Origin of the sequence: Streptomyces reniochalinae (assembly GCF_003323735.1) — a bacterium.
GTDB lineage: Bacteria > Actinomycetota > Actinomycetes > Streptomycetales > Streptomycetaceae > Streptomyces > Streptomyces reniochalinae.
The window spans coordinates 12,027-30,862 of record NZ_QOIM01000034.1; the positions used below are offsets into that span (position 1 = coordinate 12,027).

Consider the following 18,836-nt stretch of genomic DNA (forward strand, 5'->3'; position numbering starts at 1 on the left):
CTACGGGCCCGGTCTGCCTCCACGTACACCACACCGGACCCGCGGAACACGTCCCATGGGCGGCCGTCCCAGGGCACGCCCTCCCGGGGAAGCGTCTCCCCACGGAAGGCGGCGGAACGCTCCGCGAACAACCATCGCTCCGTCGTGCACAGCACTGCGGAGCTTCCGAGAAGAGGCAGCCATGTCCCGGAAGATCTTCGTCAACCTCCCGGTGAAGGACCTGAACCGCAGCGTCGACTTCTTCACCAAGTGCGGCTTCTCGTTCAACCCCCAGTTCACCGACGAGAACGCCACCTGCATGGTCGTCAGCGACGACATCTTCGTGATGCTCCTCGTCGAGCCGTTCTTCCAGTCCTTCTCGAAGCGGGGGATCCCCGACCCGGCGCGGGCGAGCGAGGTGCTGGTCTGCCTGTCGGCCGACAGCCGCGAGGAGGTGGACGCGCTGGTGGACAGCGCGGTGGCAGCCGGCGGGGGCACGCATGGGGAACCGCAGGCGGAGGGGCCGATGTACGGGCGTTCCTTCACCGACCCGGACGGGCACATCTGGGAGGTCATGTGGATGGACCCGGCGGCTCTCGAAGGGTGAGCCGCCGGGTGGGGGCCGGGGACGTCAGTTCTTCCCGTCCTCGGTTCCCCGCTCGCCGTCCGGGCACGGTGTGCCGCGCGGCAGCTTGTAGGGCGCGGCGATGTGGTAGACGCCGGGCCGGGGGGCGTCCAGCACCGTCCAGGTGTCCAGCACCGGCTCGTCCTTGCCCTCAGGTGGCGGACCGCCGAACGTCGGTTCGGCCTCCCGCAGGCAGCCGTTGACGTTCTCCTCCTCGCGCGCGGGCGGCGCCACCCGGTCGCCGTCCCCGTCGACGAGCCCGAGCCACGGCGAGTACGGCACCCGCACCAGCACGTGCCCGCTCTCCTCGACCCGCACCGTCACGCTCTCGGCGTCTGCACGCTCGACGGAAGCCGACGAGTCCACCAGCGGCACGGCGTCCTTGACGCGGAAGAGGCGCCAGCTGTCGTCCGACCAGATCTCCTTCAAGTACGGCTGCCCCTCCCCCACCAGCTTGGCTTCGGCGACGCCTCCCGCGATGTCGGGCGGGTCGGCCGGCAGCACGACGTAGTGCACCGCCCAGCGGCGCAGCCACGCGTGATAACGCTCGGGGCTGAGGTCCTCCTCGTAGAAGAGGGGATTGCGCTCCAGGTCGGCCTGGCGGTTCCAGCCGCGCGCGAGATTGACGTACGGGGCCAGGGCCGAAGCCTCGCGGTGGCTGTTGACGGGCACGACCTCCACGCGCGCACGGTCCGCGTCGACCTTCTGCAACTGGGCGACCAGCGGCTCCAGCTCCCGCGACCAGTTGGTGTCCGGCGTCGTGTGCAGGACGTCCCAGGTGGGCTTGGCGATCTGCCAGCCCATGGTCACCAGTAGCGCCAGGGCCATCGCCAGGCCCCTGCGCGACTTCCACGGCTGCCAGCCGTGCCCCACCACGAGCGGAACGGCGGCCAGCAGCGCCACCGCACCGAACAGCAGTCCGAGCCGTTCGACGTTGGACCCGACCTGCGAGGGGATCGCCCAGGTCGCGACGATGCCGAGCGTGTAGATGGCACCGCCGACCCGTACGGCCGTCCACGTCTTGGGCATCAGCAGCGTCACCGCGACAGCGCCGAGAACGGGGAAGATCAACGACACGAACGGCATCGGCTGCACACCCGTGAACGGGAAGAGCAGCGCGGAGAACGCCACCACCAAGGGCGGCGGAACGGCGATCGCGAACATCGCGGCCGGCCTGCGGGCCAGCAGCAGGGAGGCCGCGACCACCTCGAGGAAGAGACCCGCCACGGGACTGGCCGCGGTGGCCAGCGCGGCCAGCACGATGGCGAGCGCGGCCCGCAGATACCGGGCGGGGCGGCTCGCGCGCCCCCCGCGCCAGCGCGCGGGCCACGTCCAGACGACCGCCACCGCGCCGAGTCCGAACAGAACCCCCAGCGCGAAGGTGACCCGCCCGGACGCCGCGTTGCACGCGAGCGCGAACGCACCCCACAACGAGGGCGCCAGCGGCTTGGGCACCGTCCGGGCCAGCAGCAGGGACAGCAGTCCGGCCGAGAGCACCCCGGAGACGATGAGCGTCGAGCGCACGCCGAGGACGGCCATCAGGTAGGGCGAGATGACGCTGTAGGAGACCGGGTGCAGCCCCCCGTACCAGGCGAGGTTGTACGCGGAGCCCGGGTGCTCACCCGCGAACTCGGCCCAGGCGTCCTGGGCCGCCAGGTCCCCGCCACCGCTGGCGAGGAACCACAGCCACACCAGATGCAGCAGCGCCCCGGCGGTCAGCGCGGCCCCGACGACGAACGCCGGCCTGGCAGACGGCTTCTCCCCGTCGCCCTGCGCCGGCTCGCCCCGCATGCGCAGGGCCCACAGGCGCAGTGCATGCCGTCGGTCGGCCCCGTCCGCACCGTCACCGTCGGCGCCGTCGGCGCCGGCCCTGGAGTCGCCCTCCGTCCGAGCGCCCTTTCCGGAAACGTCCTCCGTCCGAACGCCATCCCCCGAGGCGTTCTCCGTCGGGACGGCGTGCGTCGAGACGCCTTCCGTGGGGGCGTTCTCACGGGTCGGCAGGAGCTCCCCCTCCGAGCGGGCTCCGCCGTCCGAGCCCCCCTCGCCGGAGGGAGCCTCTTGACCGGACGGCTGCCCGGCCTGTCCGGAGGACCCCTCTTCGGCGCCCGCCAAGGGCTCTCCGGCGTCTCCGGGAGAGTCTTCGGCGTGTCCGGACGGTTCCCATCGCGGGCGTTGCCCGGGAACGGGTGTGCGAACGGCATCCGCGGCGTCGTCCACGCCCGGATCTTCGGCTATCTCGTCGGCGCCGGTGTCAGGCTCCGACTCCGGCGGCCGCGGTGGGTGCACAGTGGCCACTGCGCTCTCTCCCCCATCCTCCCCGTACGGATGTGCGGCTCAGATCCGCATGACGTTACCGGACGCCGCCCGTGCGCTCCCCGTCGCCCCGCGCGCCCCCGGGCTTTCGCCGCGGGGAGCGCGGACACGTTGGTGAGCCGGGCGCCCCGGCTGGGACGGGGGACGCCGCGGAGCGCCGAAAGGTTCAGTAGGACGTCAGCCGACGCGCGTCAGCTTGTCACCGAACCCGGGTTCGGACAGATCCTCCTGCAGGGCGACCGGAACCTTCACCTGCCCGGGGCCGTCACCCGCGGTCAGCGTACCGACCTTGGTCCCGGCCCCGGCCTCGTGCGGAATGGTCTTGCCGCCGTCGGTCAGACCCAGCTCCACCTTCAGCCCCGACCAGCCGACGGCCTCCACGTCCTTGGTGGCCACCACCGGCGTCTTGCCGCCGAGCTGATCGTCCACGTAGCCGACGACCTCGCCCTTCTTGACCACCGTCCGCGAGGTGAGCGAGTCCTGTGCCGCGTCGATCAGCTTCTTGCTGGAAGCCAGAACGGTGTCCAGGATCGAGGGCTTGTACTGGCCCAGCATCGCGCCGATGATCAGCTGCTTGGTGCCGCCGACCTCCTTCTCCGCCGCGAACACCAGGTTGCCGCCCGCCTTGGTGGTCGTGCCGGTCTTGATGCCGCTGACCCCGTCCATCGGGACGAGCCTGTTCCAGTTGCGCTGCGTCTTGCCGTTTCCGTCCACGTACAGCGGCTGGCGGACGACCTCGCGGAAGATCGGGTACTGCATGACCTTCTTGGCCAGCTTCACCTGGTCGGCGGCGGTGCTGACGGTGGAGGCCGTGAGACCGCTGGGGTCGGTGTAGTGCGAATTGGCCATGCCCAGGTCCTTGGCGGCGGCGTTCATCTTCTTCACGAACGCCTTCTCCGACCCCGCGTCCCAGCGCCCGAGCAGCCGCGCCACGTTGTTCGCGGACGCGATCATTATCGCGTTCAGCGCCTCACGCTGCGAGATCTTCTTGCCCGCCTGGACCTCGACCGTCGACTCGTTCTGCGCGCTGAGACCCGCCTCCTTCTCGGCCTTCTTGTCGACCGGGATCATCTCGCCCTTGCTGCCCTTCTTGACCGGGTGGTCACGGAGGATCACGTAGGCGGTCATCACCTTGGCGACGCTGGCGATCGGCACGGGCTTCTGCTTGCCGTACGAACCGAACGAGCCCAGACCCTGTACGTCGATCACGGCCTGCCCCTCGGAGGGCCACGGCATGGACGGCTTGGAGCCCTCGAAGGTGTAGGACGGCGACGCCGACAGGGACAGTTCGGGGTCCGGCACCGAACGCACGGACTGGACGACGACGAAGACGACCGCGAGCAGCAGCACCAGCGGCGTCCAGATCTTCACCCGTCGGGCAGCCGTACGCAGCGGCGTCTCGGGCGGCGGCGGCGTGTTCGTCAACTGGGCCAGCAGGTCCAGCGGCTGCGGGCTCTGCTGCCCGGCAGCCTCCGCCTCCGGGGTGCCCGGCATCGGCTGCTGCCGCGTACGCTCCGGCTCGGTCTCCGCGGCGCTCGGCGCTCCCGGCGCCTGCTGCGGCGCCGACGGCCAGGGGTTGGCAGTCGGAGCCCCGGAAGGGGGCGAGGAGGGCTTACGCGGCGCTGTGGGCGCCGCTGAGGACGGCGCGGCGGGCGGCAGCGGCTTGGCCGGCGCGCCCGGCCCGTCGGTGGACCGGAGCGGAATGAACTGGCTGGTCCGCTCAGCGTCCGATTCGCCACCGTTGCGGCCGTCCTCGGCCGACCGGTCCGGCGCGACAGTGGTCGCCTTGCCAGTGGCCGACTTGTCGGGAGTCGCCTTGTCGGGAGTCGCCTTGCCCGAGGACGGTCCGTCCGGGGACCGTTCGCCCGAGGAGGTCTTGTCCGTGTCCGGTGCACCCGCGCCCGGTGTTCCCGTGGCCTGTTTTCCGGCGTCCTGTGCCGCCGTCGGCGAGGCGGTCGCGTCCTGTGTGCCCGTGGCGGCGTCCGTCGCCGCAGGCTTGCGGGGATCGGAAGCCCGCGGGTCCGCCACGCCGCCCTTGGCCTCCGGGGCGGCTGAACCCTTTTTCCGGGAGTTTCCCGACTGAGCGTCCTTTTTCACCTTCTCGGACGTTCCGGACTGACCGGGCTGCTCCTGCTGCCGGGACTTTCCGTCGGTCCGATCCTGTCCCGACTTCCGGGACCCGGCCCGCTCGACGTCGGGCGCACGGAAAATCGCCGTCGGCTGGTCGACGGCGGGCTTCGCCGCGCCGCCCCTCTCGGCACCGCCGCCGGCCTTCGCGCCACCGTCCGTCTTCGCGCCCTCGGCCCCGTTGGCGGCCTCCTCGGCCTCCCCGGCGTCCCCGTCTTCCTTCGCTCGCTTGGACGCGCCGAAGAACGCCGAGGTCAGCCGCTCGGCGCGGTCTGCCGCTGCCGTGTCGCTTTCCTTGGCGGCGTTCACGTCGTCACGGTGCAGGACGCCGAACATCGCGGTCGGCGCGTCCGGCCGACCGCGACCGTCGGACCGCCCGGGGGCGTCGGAGTCCTTCTTCGCCCCGGCGTCTTTCCCCGCCGCCGCGCTCTCTCTCGCCGCCGTCTTGTCCGCCTCCCCCGTCTTGGGCCGAACGGGGAGGTCCGAGGCAGCGGCACGGTCACCCGCTTCGCCGTCGTTCGCCTGCCCGCCCTCTTGCTGCCCTCCGGCGGCCTCCGACGAGGGCGCGCCATCGGCGCCGTCGGTTTCCTCGGGGTGGCTGGAATCGCCCGCGACCCAGGCCGCCACGGCGGACTTCAGCCGCTCGTCGCCCTCGTCGCCGGCGCCCGCCCGATCGCCCTGTCCGTCGCCGCCGTCCTGACCGTCGCGGCCGTCGCGGCCCTCCATGACCTCGCCGTCACCCTGGCCACCAGCGCCGTCGGTACCGCCGTGGTCCGCGCCCTCGGGGCCCTCCGCGGTCCCGTCCGTGGGGGGCTCCCCGCCCGGCGCCGTCGGAGCCGGGATCTTGGAAGAGGCCCCGCCGGACTGCGCGTCCGCGCCACCGTCCTCGGCCGCGACCCCCGCGCCCTTCGCAGCTTTGGAGCTGCTCAACCGTTCGTTTTCGGCCGTCTCGCCAGGGCGCGCAACCGTGCCCCCGCTCCCCGTCGTCTCCCCCGACGACCTCTCCCGCTCCGACCTGTCGGGGGATTCGCCCGCCACCGATGCCTCCTGATGCTGCTGCTCGCCGCTCGCCATACCAGTTAACAGTGTCCCGTGCACAGAAGCCGCCACCGGCGTGGCGGCGGTCCTCCAAGAGGCGGCCGCAACAGCCACCCCAAGCGGCAGACGAGAACGACATACCTACTGGTTCCCGCCCATAACGTCCAGGCACCCTCGACAGACCATTGTGAGAGGGGTCACCCTGTCATTCATCCACGCGGGGAGGCATGGATGGGCAGGAGCCGCAGAACAATTCCTGAGGAGCTTCTGCTGCTCGCTCTGGACCCGGCCACGGGTACCACGGCGCAGCCGCAGTCGCTTGACCTCGGCCTGGCCGGGGCCCAGCTAGTGGAGCTGGCTCTGGCAGGACGGATAGCCCCGGATGGGGATCGTATCGCCGTGGTGCTGCCACGGCCGACCGGAGATCCGACACTGGACTCCGCACTGGAACTGCTGCGCAGGCGCGGCAGCCCGGTGCGCGCCGTCCACTGGATCGGCGGGCCCCGGTTGGGGTTGCGCCAAACCTATCTCACACATCTGGAACGGTGCGGCATGGTGCATGCCGTTTCCGGCCAGATGTGCGGAGTGCTGCCGACAACGCGCTACCAGGCGACGGACACGGCGATCAGCAGGGAGATCAGGGCCCGCCTGGACGCCGCGATCCGTACCGGGGTCCCACCGGATCCACGGACGGCGGCGCTCGCCGCGCTGGCCCACGCGGTCGGCCTCGGCAAGCATCTCTATCCCGGAAACGAGGGGCGGTCGTGCCGCTCCCGGCTGCGGGATCTGATCAGGCACGATCCGATGGGCGGTCTCGTCGCGCACGCGGTGATGGACGTGCAGAACGGCGTCGGCGCCCAGCCCCGAAGGGCGCCGGCGGGCGGTGCACCGCCGGGCCGCCCTCCGGCGCGTGCCACGGCGTCGGCGGCCCCCTCGGCTCGCCACGTACCGGAACAGGCGCGGCATCTGGCGGGCGGAATGGTCCGCGCGGGAGCTCGCTGAACCACGGCACGCCGGACGCCGCCGGTCCGCGCCCGCCGGCCCCGGACACGGCGCGCCCCTACGGGCGCGCCCCCGGGAGGCGACGCGCACCACTGTGGGCGGGCGGTTCCGTTCGACGAACGGTTCCGCCCGGCCAGAATCACGTCCGTACGGCGTCGTCCCCGTGGAGGCGTCACGTCCGTGGAGGTGTCACGTCCGTACGGACATCACATCCGTTTCGGGCACGGGCATCACGTCCGTTTACGGGCACGGGCATCACATCCGTACGGGCATCACGTCACCCCGTACGACAACACCGCACGGTGACGGGTTCGCCGCGTGCGCGGCGGGTGGTGGGGTTCCGGCCGGAGGAAGACGGCCGGATTCCTCCTCCGCGCAGGCGGCGACCCGCCGCCTGCGTACTCAGGTCCGCACTCTCTGTTGCCATTTCCCAGCGGGGACGCACATGTTGATGGCAACCTACTGGGAGTAGTCGTACTTACACGGAGGTGCGGTCCCGTGGCGTCGAACGTCAACCCCACAGTCCGGCGTCGCCGACTGGGCCAGGAGCTGCGCCGGCTGCGTGAGCAGCGCGGCATGACGGCCGAGGAGGTCGCGGACCGGCTGCTGGTGTCCCAGTCGAAGATCAGCAGGCTGGAGAACGGGAGACGGAGCATCAGCCAGCGGGACGTGCGTGACCTGTGCGGGGTCTACGAGGTCGAGGACCGCCGGATAGTCGACTCCCTGATGCAGATGGCGAAGGAGTCGCGCCAGCAGGGCTGGTGGCACGCCTTCGGTGACATTCCGTACAGCGTCTACATCGGCCTGGAGACGGACGCGGCCTCGCTGCGCGTCTACGAACCCCAGGTGGTTCCGGGGCTTTTGCAGACCCACCCGTACGCGGAAGCCGTCGTCGCGGGAGCGCTGCCGGAGGCCACGGCGGCGGACATCGAGCGTCGCGTGCAGGTGCGGCTGCGCCGTCAGGACCGGATCAGGGACGAGCGCAACCCGCTGCGGCTGTGGGCCGTTCTGGACGAGTCGGTGCTCCGCCGCGAGGTGGGCGGCAAGCACACGATGGCCGAGCAGCTCGAGTACCTCAACGAGATGTCCCAGCGCCCCCATGTGACGCTCCAGGTCATGCCGTTCTCGATGGGCGCGCATCCGGGTGTGAACGGTCAGTACGCGATTTTGGAGTTCCCTGACGCCTCGGACTCGACCGTCATCTACCTGGAGGGCGTGACCAGCGACCTCTATCTGGAGAAGGCGAACGACGTCCAGAACTACAGCGTCATGTACGAACACCTGCGGGCACAGGCGCTGAATCCGGACCAGACACGGGAGTTCATCGAAAAGGTCGCCAAGGAGTACGCCCGCGGCTGACACACACTCCGCCTTCACGGCATGTGCCAGCGGGACATGCCGTGGAGACGGGGGAGGCTACACCGCGGTCCATCGCGATGTGAAGACCAGCCTGGAATATGCCATCCGGTTGAGTGAACAGCCCCTTCCTGCGCCCGAACCGCCGCGTAATGTCGTTCACACGTCAGGAAAAACTCGGAACAACCGGAGCAGACATGTCCATTCAGCAGGGAAAGACCCACACGTGGACCAAGTCCAGCTACTCGACGGGGAACGGCGCCTGTGTCGAGGTGAAGTCCCCTCAGGTGCGCTCGATCGCCGTGCGTGACTCGAAGGAGCCGCAGGGCCCCGCACTCAGCTTCCGCTCCGCGGCCTGGGACGCGTTCGTCTCCCGCGTGAGCGGCGGGGAGCTCGGCTCCGGTCTGGACTGAGGCCGGGACCGGGTGCCACACCGCGTACGACGTGGCGCCCCGACGCCCTGATGCGGCGTCGAAGCGCAGGACACAGCCCTCTCGACTGGCTCGCCGTCCCGGCCGAGGGGGCTTCGCGCTGCCGCCCCGCTGTCCCTCCCCGTGGGGCACCGTTCAGCGGAGTTGGTCCACGTAGGTGTCCGTTCCCGGGATCGTCGGAACGAAGGGTGCCACCAGTTCCGTCCGTCCCAGCCCGGTCTCCGCCACGGCTTCCTCCAGGCCCGTGAAACATGCCTCCCAGTGTTCGCGCGGGTCCTCCTGGAGGAACCACAGCAGGGTCAGCCGGGTGCCGACCCCCTCGACCTGCCGCACGTACGCCATCCGGTCGGTGGGCAGCGGGGTGGGGCGGAACACGGTGACCATCGCGGCCGGAGAGCCGCCCAGACGGGCTGGGAGATGGCCGGCGCGCAGCCACTCCAGCAGTCCGGCGCGCTCGCCGGGGCCCGTCGCGTCGACCACCTGGAGGACCAGGCCACGGTACGGGTGGTCGAGCGCGTGGTGGTCGCGCGGCCCGGCGGCCCCGTCCCGGTAGACGGTGACCTCGTGGTCCTGGAAGCTGGTGAAGACGTGGGTGCGCTCCTGATGGACGCGCGCGTCCCGGTTGAGGCGCTTGTTGATGGCGACCGTCCACTTCATGTGGTCCTCGTAGCGCCCCTCGGTGATCCAGTACGTCGACAGGTAGCAGCCCGCGGTCACCGGCTGGGCCACCGCCGAGCGGGCCGGATAGCGCAGCAGTTGCATCTCGCGGGTGGCCACCCAGCGGCGCCCCGCGTAGATCCAGGGCATGGCCATGGCGCCGGCGATGTAGTGGTCGTCCTCGTACCAGCGGTTGTAGGCGTACTCGTGGCCGGGGTGCGGCTCGACCATGGTGATGAGGGCGTGCCCCGGACGCACCCCGTAGGGGCCGACCGCGGCCAGCCGGGCGTAGGCGTCGCTGTCCGTACGGCGTGCCGTCGAGTCGCTCGGCACATCCGGTGTATCCGGTGCGTCCGGTGTATCCATCGTGGCTCTTCCTCCCCCTCGGCTTCTCCTCTACGGTGTAACTGACTGGGCGTCAGAATTCGATACCTGTACGGAGGGGGATCGGTGTGCTGCTCGCGGACAGGACAGTCGTGATCTCGGGAGTGGGTGCCGGACTCGGGCGCGAGGTGGCAGCCGCGTGCGTACGCGAGGGCGCCTCGGTCGTGCTCGGCTCCCGTACGGAGGCCCGTCTCGCCGCCTGCGCCGAAACGGTCGATCCCTCCGGCGCCCGCAGCACGTACCGGACGGTCGACATCCGCGACGAGCGGCAGTGCGAGGCGCTGGCCGCCGCGGCGGTGGAACGCTTCGGCCGTATCGACGCCGTCGTGCACGTGGCGGCGCTCGACACGGTCATGGGCGGCCTCGAGGGTGCTGATCTGGCCGAGTGGCAGTCGGTGCTGGACGTCAATCTCCTCGGCACCCTGCGGATGACGCGTGCTTGTCTGCCCGCGCTGAAGGAGGCCGGTGCGCGGGGCGACGGCTCCGTGGTGATGATCGGCACCCAGTCCTCCGTCGCGGCGCCCGCGCAGGTGCAGCAGGCGGCTTACGCGGCGTCCAAGGGTGCTCTCGTGTCCGCCATGTACTCCCTCGCCCGCGAGCTGGGGCCGCACGGCATACGCGTGAACACCGTGCAGCCCGGCTGGATGTGGGGGCCCATGGTCGAGGGGTACGTGGCGTGGCAGGCCTCGTCCGAGGACGTGGAGCCCGAGGTCGTCCGGGAGCGGCTGGACGCAGGGATGGCGCTGCCGCGGATGGCGGAGGACGCGGACGTGGCGGAAACCGCGGCGTTCTTCGCCTCACCCCGGGCCCGGGGGATCACGGGGCAGTGTCTGCTGGTGAACGCGGGAGAGCTCATGCGCTGACCCCGCGGCGCGGCGACTCGGCCGCACGGTCGCCCCTTCGCGCCGGGGGCCCTCCGGCCTCCCAGCCCCCGGCCCTCCGGCCTCTCCGGAGCGTCCCCCTATCGAGGAGCGCTCCGCCTCCCCGGAGCGTTCCTCTCTCCGGAGCGCTCCTTCCCAAAACGCCCGGCGCTTCCCCTGAGCGCTGTCCCTATGCGCGCGGATACCGGGCCAGCCAGGCCGGTGTGGCCGTGCCGGGGCCGTGCAGGGCGGGGCCCTGCGTCATCTCCATGGCGAAGTCGTCGGCCAGCTCCAGGATGGTCGCGCGGCCTTCCACCTCGGCGACCCACCCCGCGGGCAGGGCCGTCTCTCCGTGCATGACGCCCAGCAGGTTGCCGCAGACGGAGCCGGTCGAGTCGCTGTCGCCGCCGTGGTTGACGGCCAGCAGCAGACCGTGGCGGACGTCCTGCGCGACCAGGGCGCAGTAGACGCCGATGGAGAGCGCTTCCTCGGCCGTCCAGCCCTCCCCCAGCGCGGCGACGCGTTCGGGGGACGGCATGCCCTGACGGACGGCGCCGAGTGCGCGCTTGAGGGCTTCGGTGGTCTCCTGGTGGCCGGGGCGGGCGGCCAGCTGCACGAGGGTGCGCTGGACCGCCGTGTCCAGGTCCTCGCCGCGGGCCAGGGTGTGGACGATCGCGGCGAACGCCCCGGCCGCCAGGTACCCGGTGGGGTGGCCGTGGGTCTGGGCCGCGCACTCGGCGGCCAGTTGGAAGACCAGTGCGGGCTCCCAGCCGACCAGCAGCCCGAAGGGGGCCGACCGCATGACGGTCCCGCACCCCTTGGAGTCGGGGTTCTTGGGCTGGTCCAGCGTGCCCATGCGGGGGTCGGCCAGGCCGCTGAGGCAGGCGTTGCCGGGCGCCCGGCGTGAGTAGAGCCATTCCTCGCGGGCGAGCCAGCCGTCGTTCTCGCGGCGTTCGTCGGGGCCCCAGTCGCGCTGTGTGGCCGCCCAGCGCAGGTAGGCGGCGTGCACGTCGGTGGGCGGATGCCAGGCGCCGGTGTCGCGGCGGACGTGGGCGCGGATGAGGCCGTCCACGGTGAACAGGGTCATCTGGGTGTCGTCGGTGATGGCGCCGCGCCGTCCGAACGCGGGCAGGTAGTCGGTCACGCCCTGGGGGCCGTGATCGTCACGGATCCTGTCCAGGGAGTCGAACTCGACGGCCGCGCCCAGCGCGTCACCGACGGCGCCGCCCAGCAGGCATCCGCGCACCCTGCTGCGGAAGTCCTGCTGTTCGGCGCGTCCCCATATGGCGCTCGCGCCGCTGTCCGCCCCACCCGCACCTGTCACGATCCGCCGCCCTCCTGGCTGCCCCTCCTCCGGCTTGTGGCCCCGCACTCTAATAGACGGGGCCGGGCGGCGGTGAGCGCCCGTCAGTCCAGCACGGGCAGCAGTTCGGGCAGGTGGCCGTCGGAGGCGTGGGCTGCGCGCATCCGTTCCGCGGGGACCTGGCCGTATCCGGTGGTGCGCGGGCGTGCGGGGCGCCCTGCGGCCTCGGCGATGGCGACCAGGTCCTTGATGGAGCGGTAGGAGCCGTAGGAGGAGCCGGCCATCCGGGAGATCGTCTCCTCCATGAGGGTGCCGCCCAGGTCGTTGGCGCCGGAGCGCAGCATCGCGGCGGCGCCCTCGGTGCCCAGCTTCACCCAGCTGGTCTGGATGTTGGGGACCCAGGGGTGCAGCAGGAGGCGCGCCATGGCGGTGACCGCGCGGTTGTCGCGGGTGCTGGGCCCTGGACGGGCGATACCGGCGAGGTAGACGGGTGCGTTGGTGTGGATGAACGGCAGGGTGACGAACTCGCTGAACCCCGCCCGTCCCTTCTCCAGCGCCGTGCGCTGGATACGTGCCAGCAGCCGCAGGTGGCCCAGCCAGTGGCGGGGCTGGTCGACGTGGCCGTACATCATCGTGGAGGTCGTGCCGAGCCCCACCTCGTGCGCCGTCTCGATGACCTCCACCCAGGTGGCGGTCGGCAGCTTGCCCTTGGTGAGGATCCAGCGGACCTCGTCGTCCAGGATCTCCGCCGCCGTGCCGGGGATCGAGTCGAGTCCGGCCTCCTTGGCGGCGGTCAGCCACTCGCGGACGGACATGCCGGTGCGGGTGGCGCCGTTGACGACCTCCATCGGGGAGAAGGCGTGCACGTGGAGGCCCGGAACGCGTTCCTTGACGGCTCGTGCGATGTCGAAGTAGGCGGTGCCCGGCAGGTCCGGGTGGATGCCGCCTTGCATGCACACCTCGACGGCGCCGACGTCCCAGGCCTGCTGCGCACGGTCGGCGACCTGTTCGAGGGAGAGCGTGTAGGCGTCTGCGTCGGTGCGGCGCTGTGCGAAGGCGCAGAAACGGCAGCCGGTGTAGCAGACGTTGGTGAAGTTGATGTTGCGGGTGACGATGTACGTCACGTCGTCGCCGACCGCGTCGCGCCGTACGTCGTCCGCCGTGCGGCACAGCGCGTCCAGCGCCGGACCGTCGGCGTGCAGGAGCGCGAGGGCCTGCTCGTCGGTGAGCTTCGTGGGGTCGTCGGCGGCCTGGGAGAGCGCCGCACGCACGTCGGCGTCGACGCGCTGCGGGGCCATGCCGGGGGCGGCGCGCTCGCGCAGCTCCGCCCAGTCGCCGTACACCTCGTCGAAGTCGTCGCGGCGGTCGCTGGTGCGGCCCTCGGTGTCGATGGTGCGGTGCAGGTCGGTGCGGCCGGTGGCCGTCAGGCCCGTGAAGCCCTCGTCGGGCTCCTGCCAGGGCAGCCCCCGCGGGCGCACGTCCTCGCGGGCCATGCCGGTTTCGGGCTCGGCGAGCGCCCGCACGTGCGGGAGGACACGCGGATCCAGCCACGGCTCTCCGCGCCGGATGAACTCGGGGTAGACGGTCAGGCGCTCACGGAGGGCGAATCCGGCCGCCGAGGTCTTCTCGGCCAGGTCGTCGATGTGCGGCCAGGGGCGCTCCGGATTGACGTGGTCGGGGGTCAGCGGGGAGACGCCGCCCCAGTCGTCGATGCCCGCCTCGATCATCCGGCCGTATTCGGCGTCCACCAGGTTCGGCGGGGCCTGGACGCGTGCGGAGGGGCCCAGGATGTGGCGGGCGACCGCGATGCAGGCCGCCAGCTCCTCCAGTTCCGCGTCGGGCATGCCGCGCATCGCCGTGTCCGGCTTGGCGCGGAAGTTCTGCACGATCACTTCCTGGATCCCGTGGTAGGCCCGCTGGGTCCGCCGGATCTCGAACAGGGCGTCGGCGCGCTCCTCGTAGGTCTCTCCGATGCCGATGAGGACGCCCGTGGTGAACGGCACGTTGGAGCGTCCCGCGTCCTCCAGGACGCGCAGCCGCACGGCCGGCTCCTTGTCGGGGGAACCGTGGTGGGGACCGCCCTTCTCGGACCACAGGCGCCGCGCCGTCGTCTCCAGCATCATCCCCATGGACGGCGAGACGGGCTTCAGACGCTGGAAGTCGGTCCAGGTGAGCACCCCGGGGTTGAGGTGCGGGAGGAGTCCCGTCTCCTCCAGGACGCGGATCGCCATGGCCCGTACGTACGCGAGGGTGTCGTCGTAGCCGTGCGACTCCAGCCACTGGCGGGCCTCGGGCCAGCGGTCCTCCGGACGGTCGCCCAGGGTGAAGAGTGCCTCCTTGCAGCCCATCTCGGCACCGCGCCGGGCGGTCTCCAGCACCTCGTCGGGCGAGAGGAACATGCCGTGTCCCTCGGCGCGCAGCTTGCCGGGCACGGTGACGAACGTGCAGTAGTGGCACCTGTCGCGGCACAGCCGGGTCAGCGGGATGAAGACCTTGCGGGAGTACGTGATGACGCCGGGGCGCCCGGCCGCCTCCAGCCCGGCGTCTCTGACGCGGGCCGCCGAGGCGGTGAGGTCGGTCAGGTCCTCGCCGCGCGCCTGGAGGAGGACGGCGGCTTCCGTCTGATCGAGCGCCACCCCGTCCCGGGCCCGCTTGAGCGCCCGCCGCATCGCATTCGCCGTCGGGGCAGTCGGCGACACCTGTCCGTGAGAGGTCATCCCCCCACCGTAGCCCGGAGCAGCGACAGCGCCGCGGGCGGCGAGCGGGCCGGACGGCCCGGCCGTCCCGTTCGGGCGCACGCTGTTCACAGGTACCTGGAGTAGTCGTCCAGGGCGCGCAGAACTTCGAGTTCTGTGCCGGAGGGGAGCTGGAGGACGACCTCTTCAGCGCCCAGTTCGTCGCGGTAGTGGCGCAGTTTGCCCGGGGAGGGCTGGACGAAGGCGGGGACGAGCGCGGGCTCTCCCCGGCGTCCTGCGGCGCGCCAGACGCGGTGGAGTTCGGGCGCCGCGTCCCGCAGCCCGCTGCCGCCGACCGGGAGCCACCCGTCGGCGTACTCGGCGATGTGGTCGAAGAGGGTGGGTCCCGCGGCCCCTCCCACGAGCAGCCGGGGGCCGCCGGGGCGCACGGGTTTGGGGTGCGCGAGGGAGGCGCGGACGGAGCCGAACTCGCCGTCGTGTGCGACGGGCTCGTCCGCCCACAGGGCCCGCATGAGGGCGACGCGGTCGCGCACCACGTCCCTGCGGCGGCGCCAGTCGACGCCGTGGTCGGCGGCTTCCTCGACGTTCCAGCCGAAGCCGACGCCCAGGGTGAAGCGGCCGCCGGACATCCAGTCGAGGGTGGCGATCTGTTTGGCCAGCACGATGGGGTCGTGCTGGGCGACCAGTGTGATGCTCGTCCCCAGGGCGAGCCGTTCGGTGACGGTCGCGGCGGCGGCCAGGCCGACGAAGGGGTCGAGCGTTCGCGCGTAGGGGCGCGGTAACGGGTCGCCCATGGGGGCGGGTGTCTGTCTGCTGACGGGGATGTGGGTGTGCTCGGGCAGGTAGAGGCCGCCGAAGCCGCGCTGTTCCAGCTCGCGGGCGAGGCGGTCGGGGCGGATGGTCTCGTCGGTGAGCAGGATGGTCGTGGAGATCCGCATGCCGTCACTGTGCAGCCCGGTGGCGGGGAACTCCATGGTCTGTACGCACCCTGTGGACGCCTTCGCCGTCCGGCCGAGCGGCTCCGTCCCGAACGCCCGCGCAAGCGGTGCTACCGCGTGCTGACCGTCTCCGTGTCGCGTCCCGAACGGAGCACGGTTCCGGGGACGGCGCCGGTCACCGTGTCGTCGCGTACGGTCCGCGTCCCGTTGACCCAGACGCCGACGATGCCGGTGGCCCGGGAGTCGAGCCGGGGGCTGTCCCCGGGGAGGTCGTGGACGAGGGTGGCGGGGCCCGCGTCGATGCGCTCGGGGTCGAAGAGGACGAGGTCGGCGTGCCAGCCCTCGTGGACACGGCCGCGCTCGCGCAGCCCCAGGAGGCGGGCGGGCTCGTCGGTGAGCATCCGTACGGCCCGCTCCAGTGGGGCCAGCTTGCGGCCGCGCAGGCAGTCGCCGAGGAACCTGGTGGTGTAGGGGGCCCCGCACATGCGGTCGAGGTGGGCGCCGGCGTCGGAGCCGCCCAGCATCACGTCCTCGTGCTCCCAGGTGCGCCTGCGCAGCTCCCAGCTGGCCGGGTCGTTGTCGGTGGGCATGGGCCACAGCACCGTCCGCAGCTCGTCGGCGGCGCAGATGTCCACGAGGCACGCGAAGGGCTCCTGGCCGCGCTCGGCGGCGATGTCGGCGACGACGCGTCCGCTCAGGCCCTCGTTGGCGGCCGAGTAGGTGTCGCCGATGACGTACCGGTCGAAGTGGGTGAGGCGGCGGAAGACTCCGGCCTCCTTGCTTTCGGCCCGGCGCAGCATCTCGGCGCGCACGTCCGCGTCACGCAGCCTGGCGGTGCGCTCGGGTACGGGCAGGCTCAGGATCTCGCCCCAGCCGGGGATGAGGTTGAGCGCGCAGAAGGTGCCCAGCGACATGTTCATGGGCGTGAGGATCGGCATGGTGAGCGCGACGACCCGTCCGCCCTGTTCGCGCGCCCGTGCGCCGGCGGCCAGCTGGCGAGGCACCCGGTCGGGGACGGCGGCGTCGATCGTCAGCACGTTCCAGTTCAGCGGCCGTCCCGCTGCCGCCGACATCCGGGCGAACAGCTCGATCTCGTCGTCGGAGAACATGTCGAGGCAGCCCGCGACGATGGCTTCGATCTGGGTGCCCTCGTGGTCGGCGACGGCACGCGAGAGGGCCAGCAGTTCCTCGGGGCGCGCGTGGCGTGAGGCGACCGGCTCACCGTCCCCGTCGGAGTGGCTGGCCGACTGGGTGGTCGACAGCCCCCACGCCCCGGCGTCCATGGCCTCGTGGAAGAGCCGCAGCATCTCTCCCAGCTGCTCCTCGTCTGGCTGCCCCCCGATGGCGTCCTCGCCCATGACGTGCCGTCGCAGCGCGCAGTGGCCCACCATAAAACCCGCGTTGACGGCCGTGCGGCCCTCGAGCGCGTCCAGGTAGTCGCCGAAGGTGTGCCAGTCCCAGGGGGCGCCCTCTTCCAGTGCGACGAGGGACATGCCCTCGACCTTGGACATCATGCGGCGCGTGTAGTCGGCGTCCTGGGGGCGAGCCGGGTTCAGCGGGGCGAGCGTGAAGCCGCAGTTGCCGCCGGCGATGGTGGTGACGCCGTGGTTCATGGAGGGGGTGGCGTACGGGTCCCAGAACAGCTGGGCGTCGTAGTGGGTGTGCGGGTCGACGAACCCGGGGGCCAGGACGAGCCCGGTCGCGTCCTGACGGGTGCGGCTGTGCTCACGGACGGTGCCGGGCTCGGCGACGAGGGCGATGCGCCCTTCGCGCAGGCCGACGTCGGCGCGGTACGCCGGTGCTCCGGTGCCGTCGACGACGGTGGCGCCCGTGATGAGGTGGTCAAGCATGCTGCGCACGTCCTCCCTTGCTCGTCATGGGTGGTCAGGACCGCGGCATCGCGGCCGCTGGGACGTCCGGCTGCCTGGACGGCTGGGCGCTCGTGGCGTCCCGCGGGCGCCGGACGGGGCCGGCTCAGCCGCGTGCCGCGTCGCGGAAGCGGGTGGTGCGGTGCACGGGGTCGGTGTCGATCTGCGGGATGACGTGCTCACCGATGAGCTTGATCGTGTTCATGGTGTCCTCGTAGCCGATCCCGATGGGCAGCCCGAAGGAGAGCTGGTCGGCCCCGGCCTGTTCCCAGCGCTTGCACTGGCGCAGTACCTCTTCCGGGGTGCCGCAGATCATCAGTTCCTCGGCGATGAGCAGGTCGACGATCTCCGCCGTGTACTCGGGGATCAGCTCCGGCCACTGGGGGATGCCCTCGGGACGGGGGAAGGTGTCGTGGTAGCGGAAGAGGAGGGACTGGAGGTAGTTCAGGCCGCCGTTCACGGCGATCTGCTTGGCCTTCTCGGTGGTCTCGGCGCAGATGGCCGTGGAGGTGACCATGACGTTGTCGTTGACGTATCCGCCGACGGGTTCCGCGTCTCCCACGGCCCCCTTGTAGGACTCGACGACCCACTCCATGTCGGAGACCTTCTGCACGCTGAAGCCGAGCACCCCCAGCCCCTTCTTCGCGGCCATCGCGTACGACGACGGCGAACCCGCCGCGTACCACATCGCCGGGTGTGAGCCCCCGTACGGCTTGGGAAGGATCTTGCGTGGGGGCAACGACCAGTGCTTCCCCTGAAACCCCTGGTACTCGTCGTTCAGCCACATCTTGGGGAACTCGGCGATCGTCTCTTCCCAGATCTCCTTGGTGTGATTCATGTCGGTGATGCCCGGCAGGAACCCGAGGATCTCGTGGGAGCCGGCCCCCCGGCCCGAACCGAACTCCATGCGGCCGCCGGAGAGGTGGTCGAGCATCGCGACCTTCTCTGCGACCTTCACCGGGTGGTTGACCTGGGGCAGCGGGTTGAAGATGCCCGAGCCGAGGTGGATGCGCTCGGTGGCGTGCGCCAAATACCCGAGGAAGACGTCGTTGGCGGACAGGTGGCTGTACTCCTCCAGGAAGTGGTGCTCGGAGGCCCACGCGTACTTGAACCCCGACCTGTCCGCCTGGATGACGTACTCGGTCTCCTCGACCAGTGCCTTGTGCTCGGCCTGCGGATCGGTCCTGGCCCGCGCGGCGGGCACGTATCCCTGAACAAAGAGCCCGAATTCCACGGTGTCATCTCTCCCTCGGTGTGTT

At 71.4% G+C, this 18,836-nt stretch carries 13 protein-coding genes; 5 read left to right on the forward strand and 8 right to left on the reverse strand.

The window, feature by feature from the left end; genetic code table 11:
* Positions 1-181: 181 nt before the first annotated feature.
* The gene (locus tag DQ392_RS14680) at positions 182-586 is read left to right on the forward strand and encodes a VOC family protein (RefSeq protein ID WP_114016053.1); all 405 of its coding nucleotides are present in this window, start codon (positions 182-184) and stop codon (positions 584-586) included.
* A 24-nt stretch (positions 587-610) separates the two neighbouring features.
* Here DQ392_RS14680 and DQ392_RS14685 read toward each other — a convergent pair whose 3' ends face one another.
* On the reverse strand, positions 611-2,395 hold the full coding sequence (locus DQ392_RS14685; protein ID WP_245981481.1) for an MFS transporter: 1,785 nt from the start codon (positions 2,393-2,395) through the stop codon (positions 611-613).
* A gap of 699 nt (positions 2,396-3,094) precedes the next feature.
* Positions 3,095-5,974: a serine hydrolase gene (locus DQ392_RS14690; protein WP_245981483.1), complete on the reverse strand. Its 2,880-nt coding sequence runs from the start codon at positions 5,972-5,974 to the stop codon at positions 3,095-3,097.
* Between the two features lie 339 nt (positions 5,975-6,313).
* Here DQ392_RS14690 and DQ392_RS14695 point away from each other — a divergent pair, with 339 nt between their 5' ends.
* From DQ392_RS14695 to DQ392_RS14705, 3 genes are all read left to right on the forward strand, one after another.
* Positions 6,314-7,084 carry a GOLPH3/VPS74 family protein gene (locus DQ392_RS14695; protein WP_114016056.1) on the forward strand — a complete coding sequence of 257 codons (771 nt, stop codon included), beginning with the start codon at positions 6,314-6,316 and terminating at the stop codon, positions 7,082-7,084.
* Between the two features lie 498 nt (positions 7,085-7,582).
* On the forward strand, positions 7,583-8,443 hold the full coding sequence (locus tag DQ392_RS14700; protein WP_114016057.1) for a helix-turn-helix domain-containing protein: 861 nt from the start codon (positions 7,583-7,585) through the stop codon (positions 8,441-8,443).
* Between the two features lie 194 nt (positions 8,444-8,637).
* Positions 8,638-8,853, forward strand: coding sequence for a DUF397 domain-containing protein (locus DQ392_RS14705; RefSeq protein ID WP_114016058.1), 216 nt, complete (start codon positions 8,638-8,640; stop codon positions 8,851-8,853).
* Positions 8,854-9,006: 153 nt separating this feature from the next.
* Here DQ392_RS14705 and DQ392_RS14710 read toward each other — a convergent pair whose 3' ends face one another.
* Entirely contained in the window at positions 9,007-9,894 is an 888-nt protein-coding gene (locus tag DQ392_RS14710) for a hypothetical protein (protein WP_245981485.1), read from the reverse strand.
* An 86-nt stretch (positions 9,895-9,980) separates the two neighbouring features.
* Between DQ392_RS14710 and DQ392_RS14715 the strand changes: the two genes are divergently transcribed.
* Positions 9,981-10,775: an SDR family oxidoreductase gene (locus tag DQ392_RS14715; RefSeq protein ID WP_114016060.1), complete on the forward strand. Its 795-nt coding sequence runs from the start codon at positions 9,981-9,983 to the stop codon at positions 10,773-10,775.
* Positions 10,776-10,962: 187 nt separating this feature from the next.
* Here DQ392_RS14715 and DQ392_RS14720 read toward each other — a convergent pair whose 3' ends face one another.
* The 5 genes from DQ392_RS14720 to DQ392_RS14740 form a co-directional block, all read right to left on the reverse strand.
* Positions 10,963-12,096, reverse strand: coding sequence for an ADP-ribosylglycohydrolase family protein (locus tag DQ392_RS14720; RefSeq protein ID WP_114016061.1), 1,134 nt, complete (start codon positions 12,094-12,096; stop codon positions 10,963-10,965).
* 83 nt (positions 12,097-12,179) lie between these two features.
* Positions 12,180-14,792, reverse strand: a complete 2,613-nt coding sequence (locus tag DQ392_RS14725; protein ID WP_114016062.1) for a bifunctional FO biosynthesis protein CofGH — start codon at positions 14,790-14,792, stop codon at positions 12,180-12,182.
* A gap of 86 nt (positions 14,793-14,878) precedes the next feature.
* A complete protein-coding gene (locus tag DQ392_RS14730; protein WP_114016287.1) occupies positions 14,879-15,709 on the reverse strand; it encodes a TIGR03619 family F420-dependent LLM class oxidoreductase in 831 nt (276 codons plus the stop codon).
* 110 nt (positions 15,710-15,819) lie between these two features.
* Positions 15,820-17,559, reverse strand: coding sequence for an N-acyl-D-amino-acid deacylase family protein (locus DQ392_RS14735; RefSeq protein ID WP_114016063.1), 1,740 nt, complete (start codon positions 17,557-17,559; stop codon positions 15,820-15,822).
* 124 nt (positions 17,560-17,683) lie between these two features.
* Positions 17,684-18,811 (reverse strand): LLM class flavin-dependent oxidoreductase, encoded by a 1,128-nt coding sequence (locus tag DQ392_RS14740; protein WP_114016064.1) that lies wholly within the window; start codon positions 18,809-18,811, stop codon positions 17,684-17,686.
* Positions 18,812-18,836 lie beyond the last annotated feature (25 nt).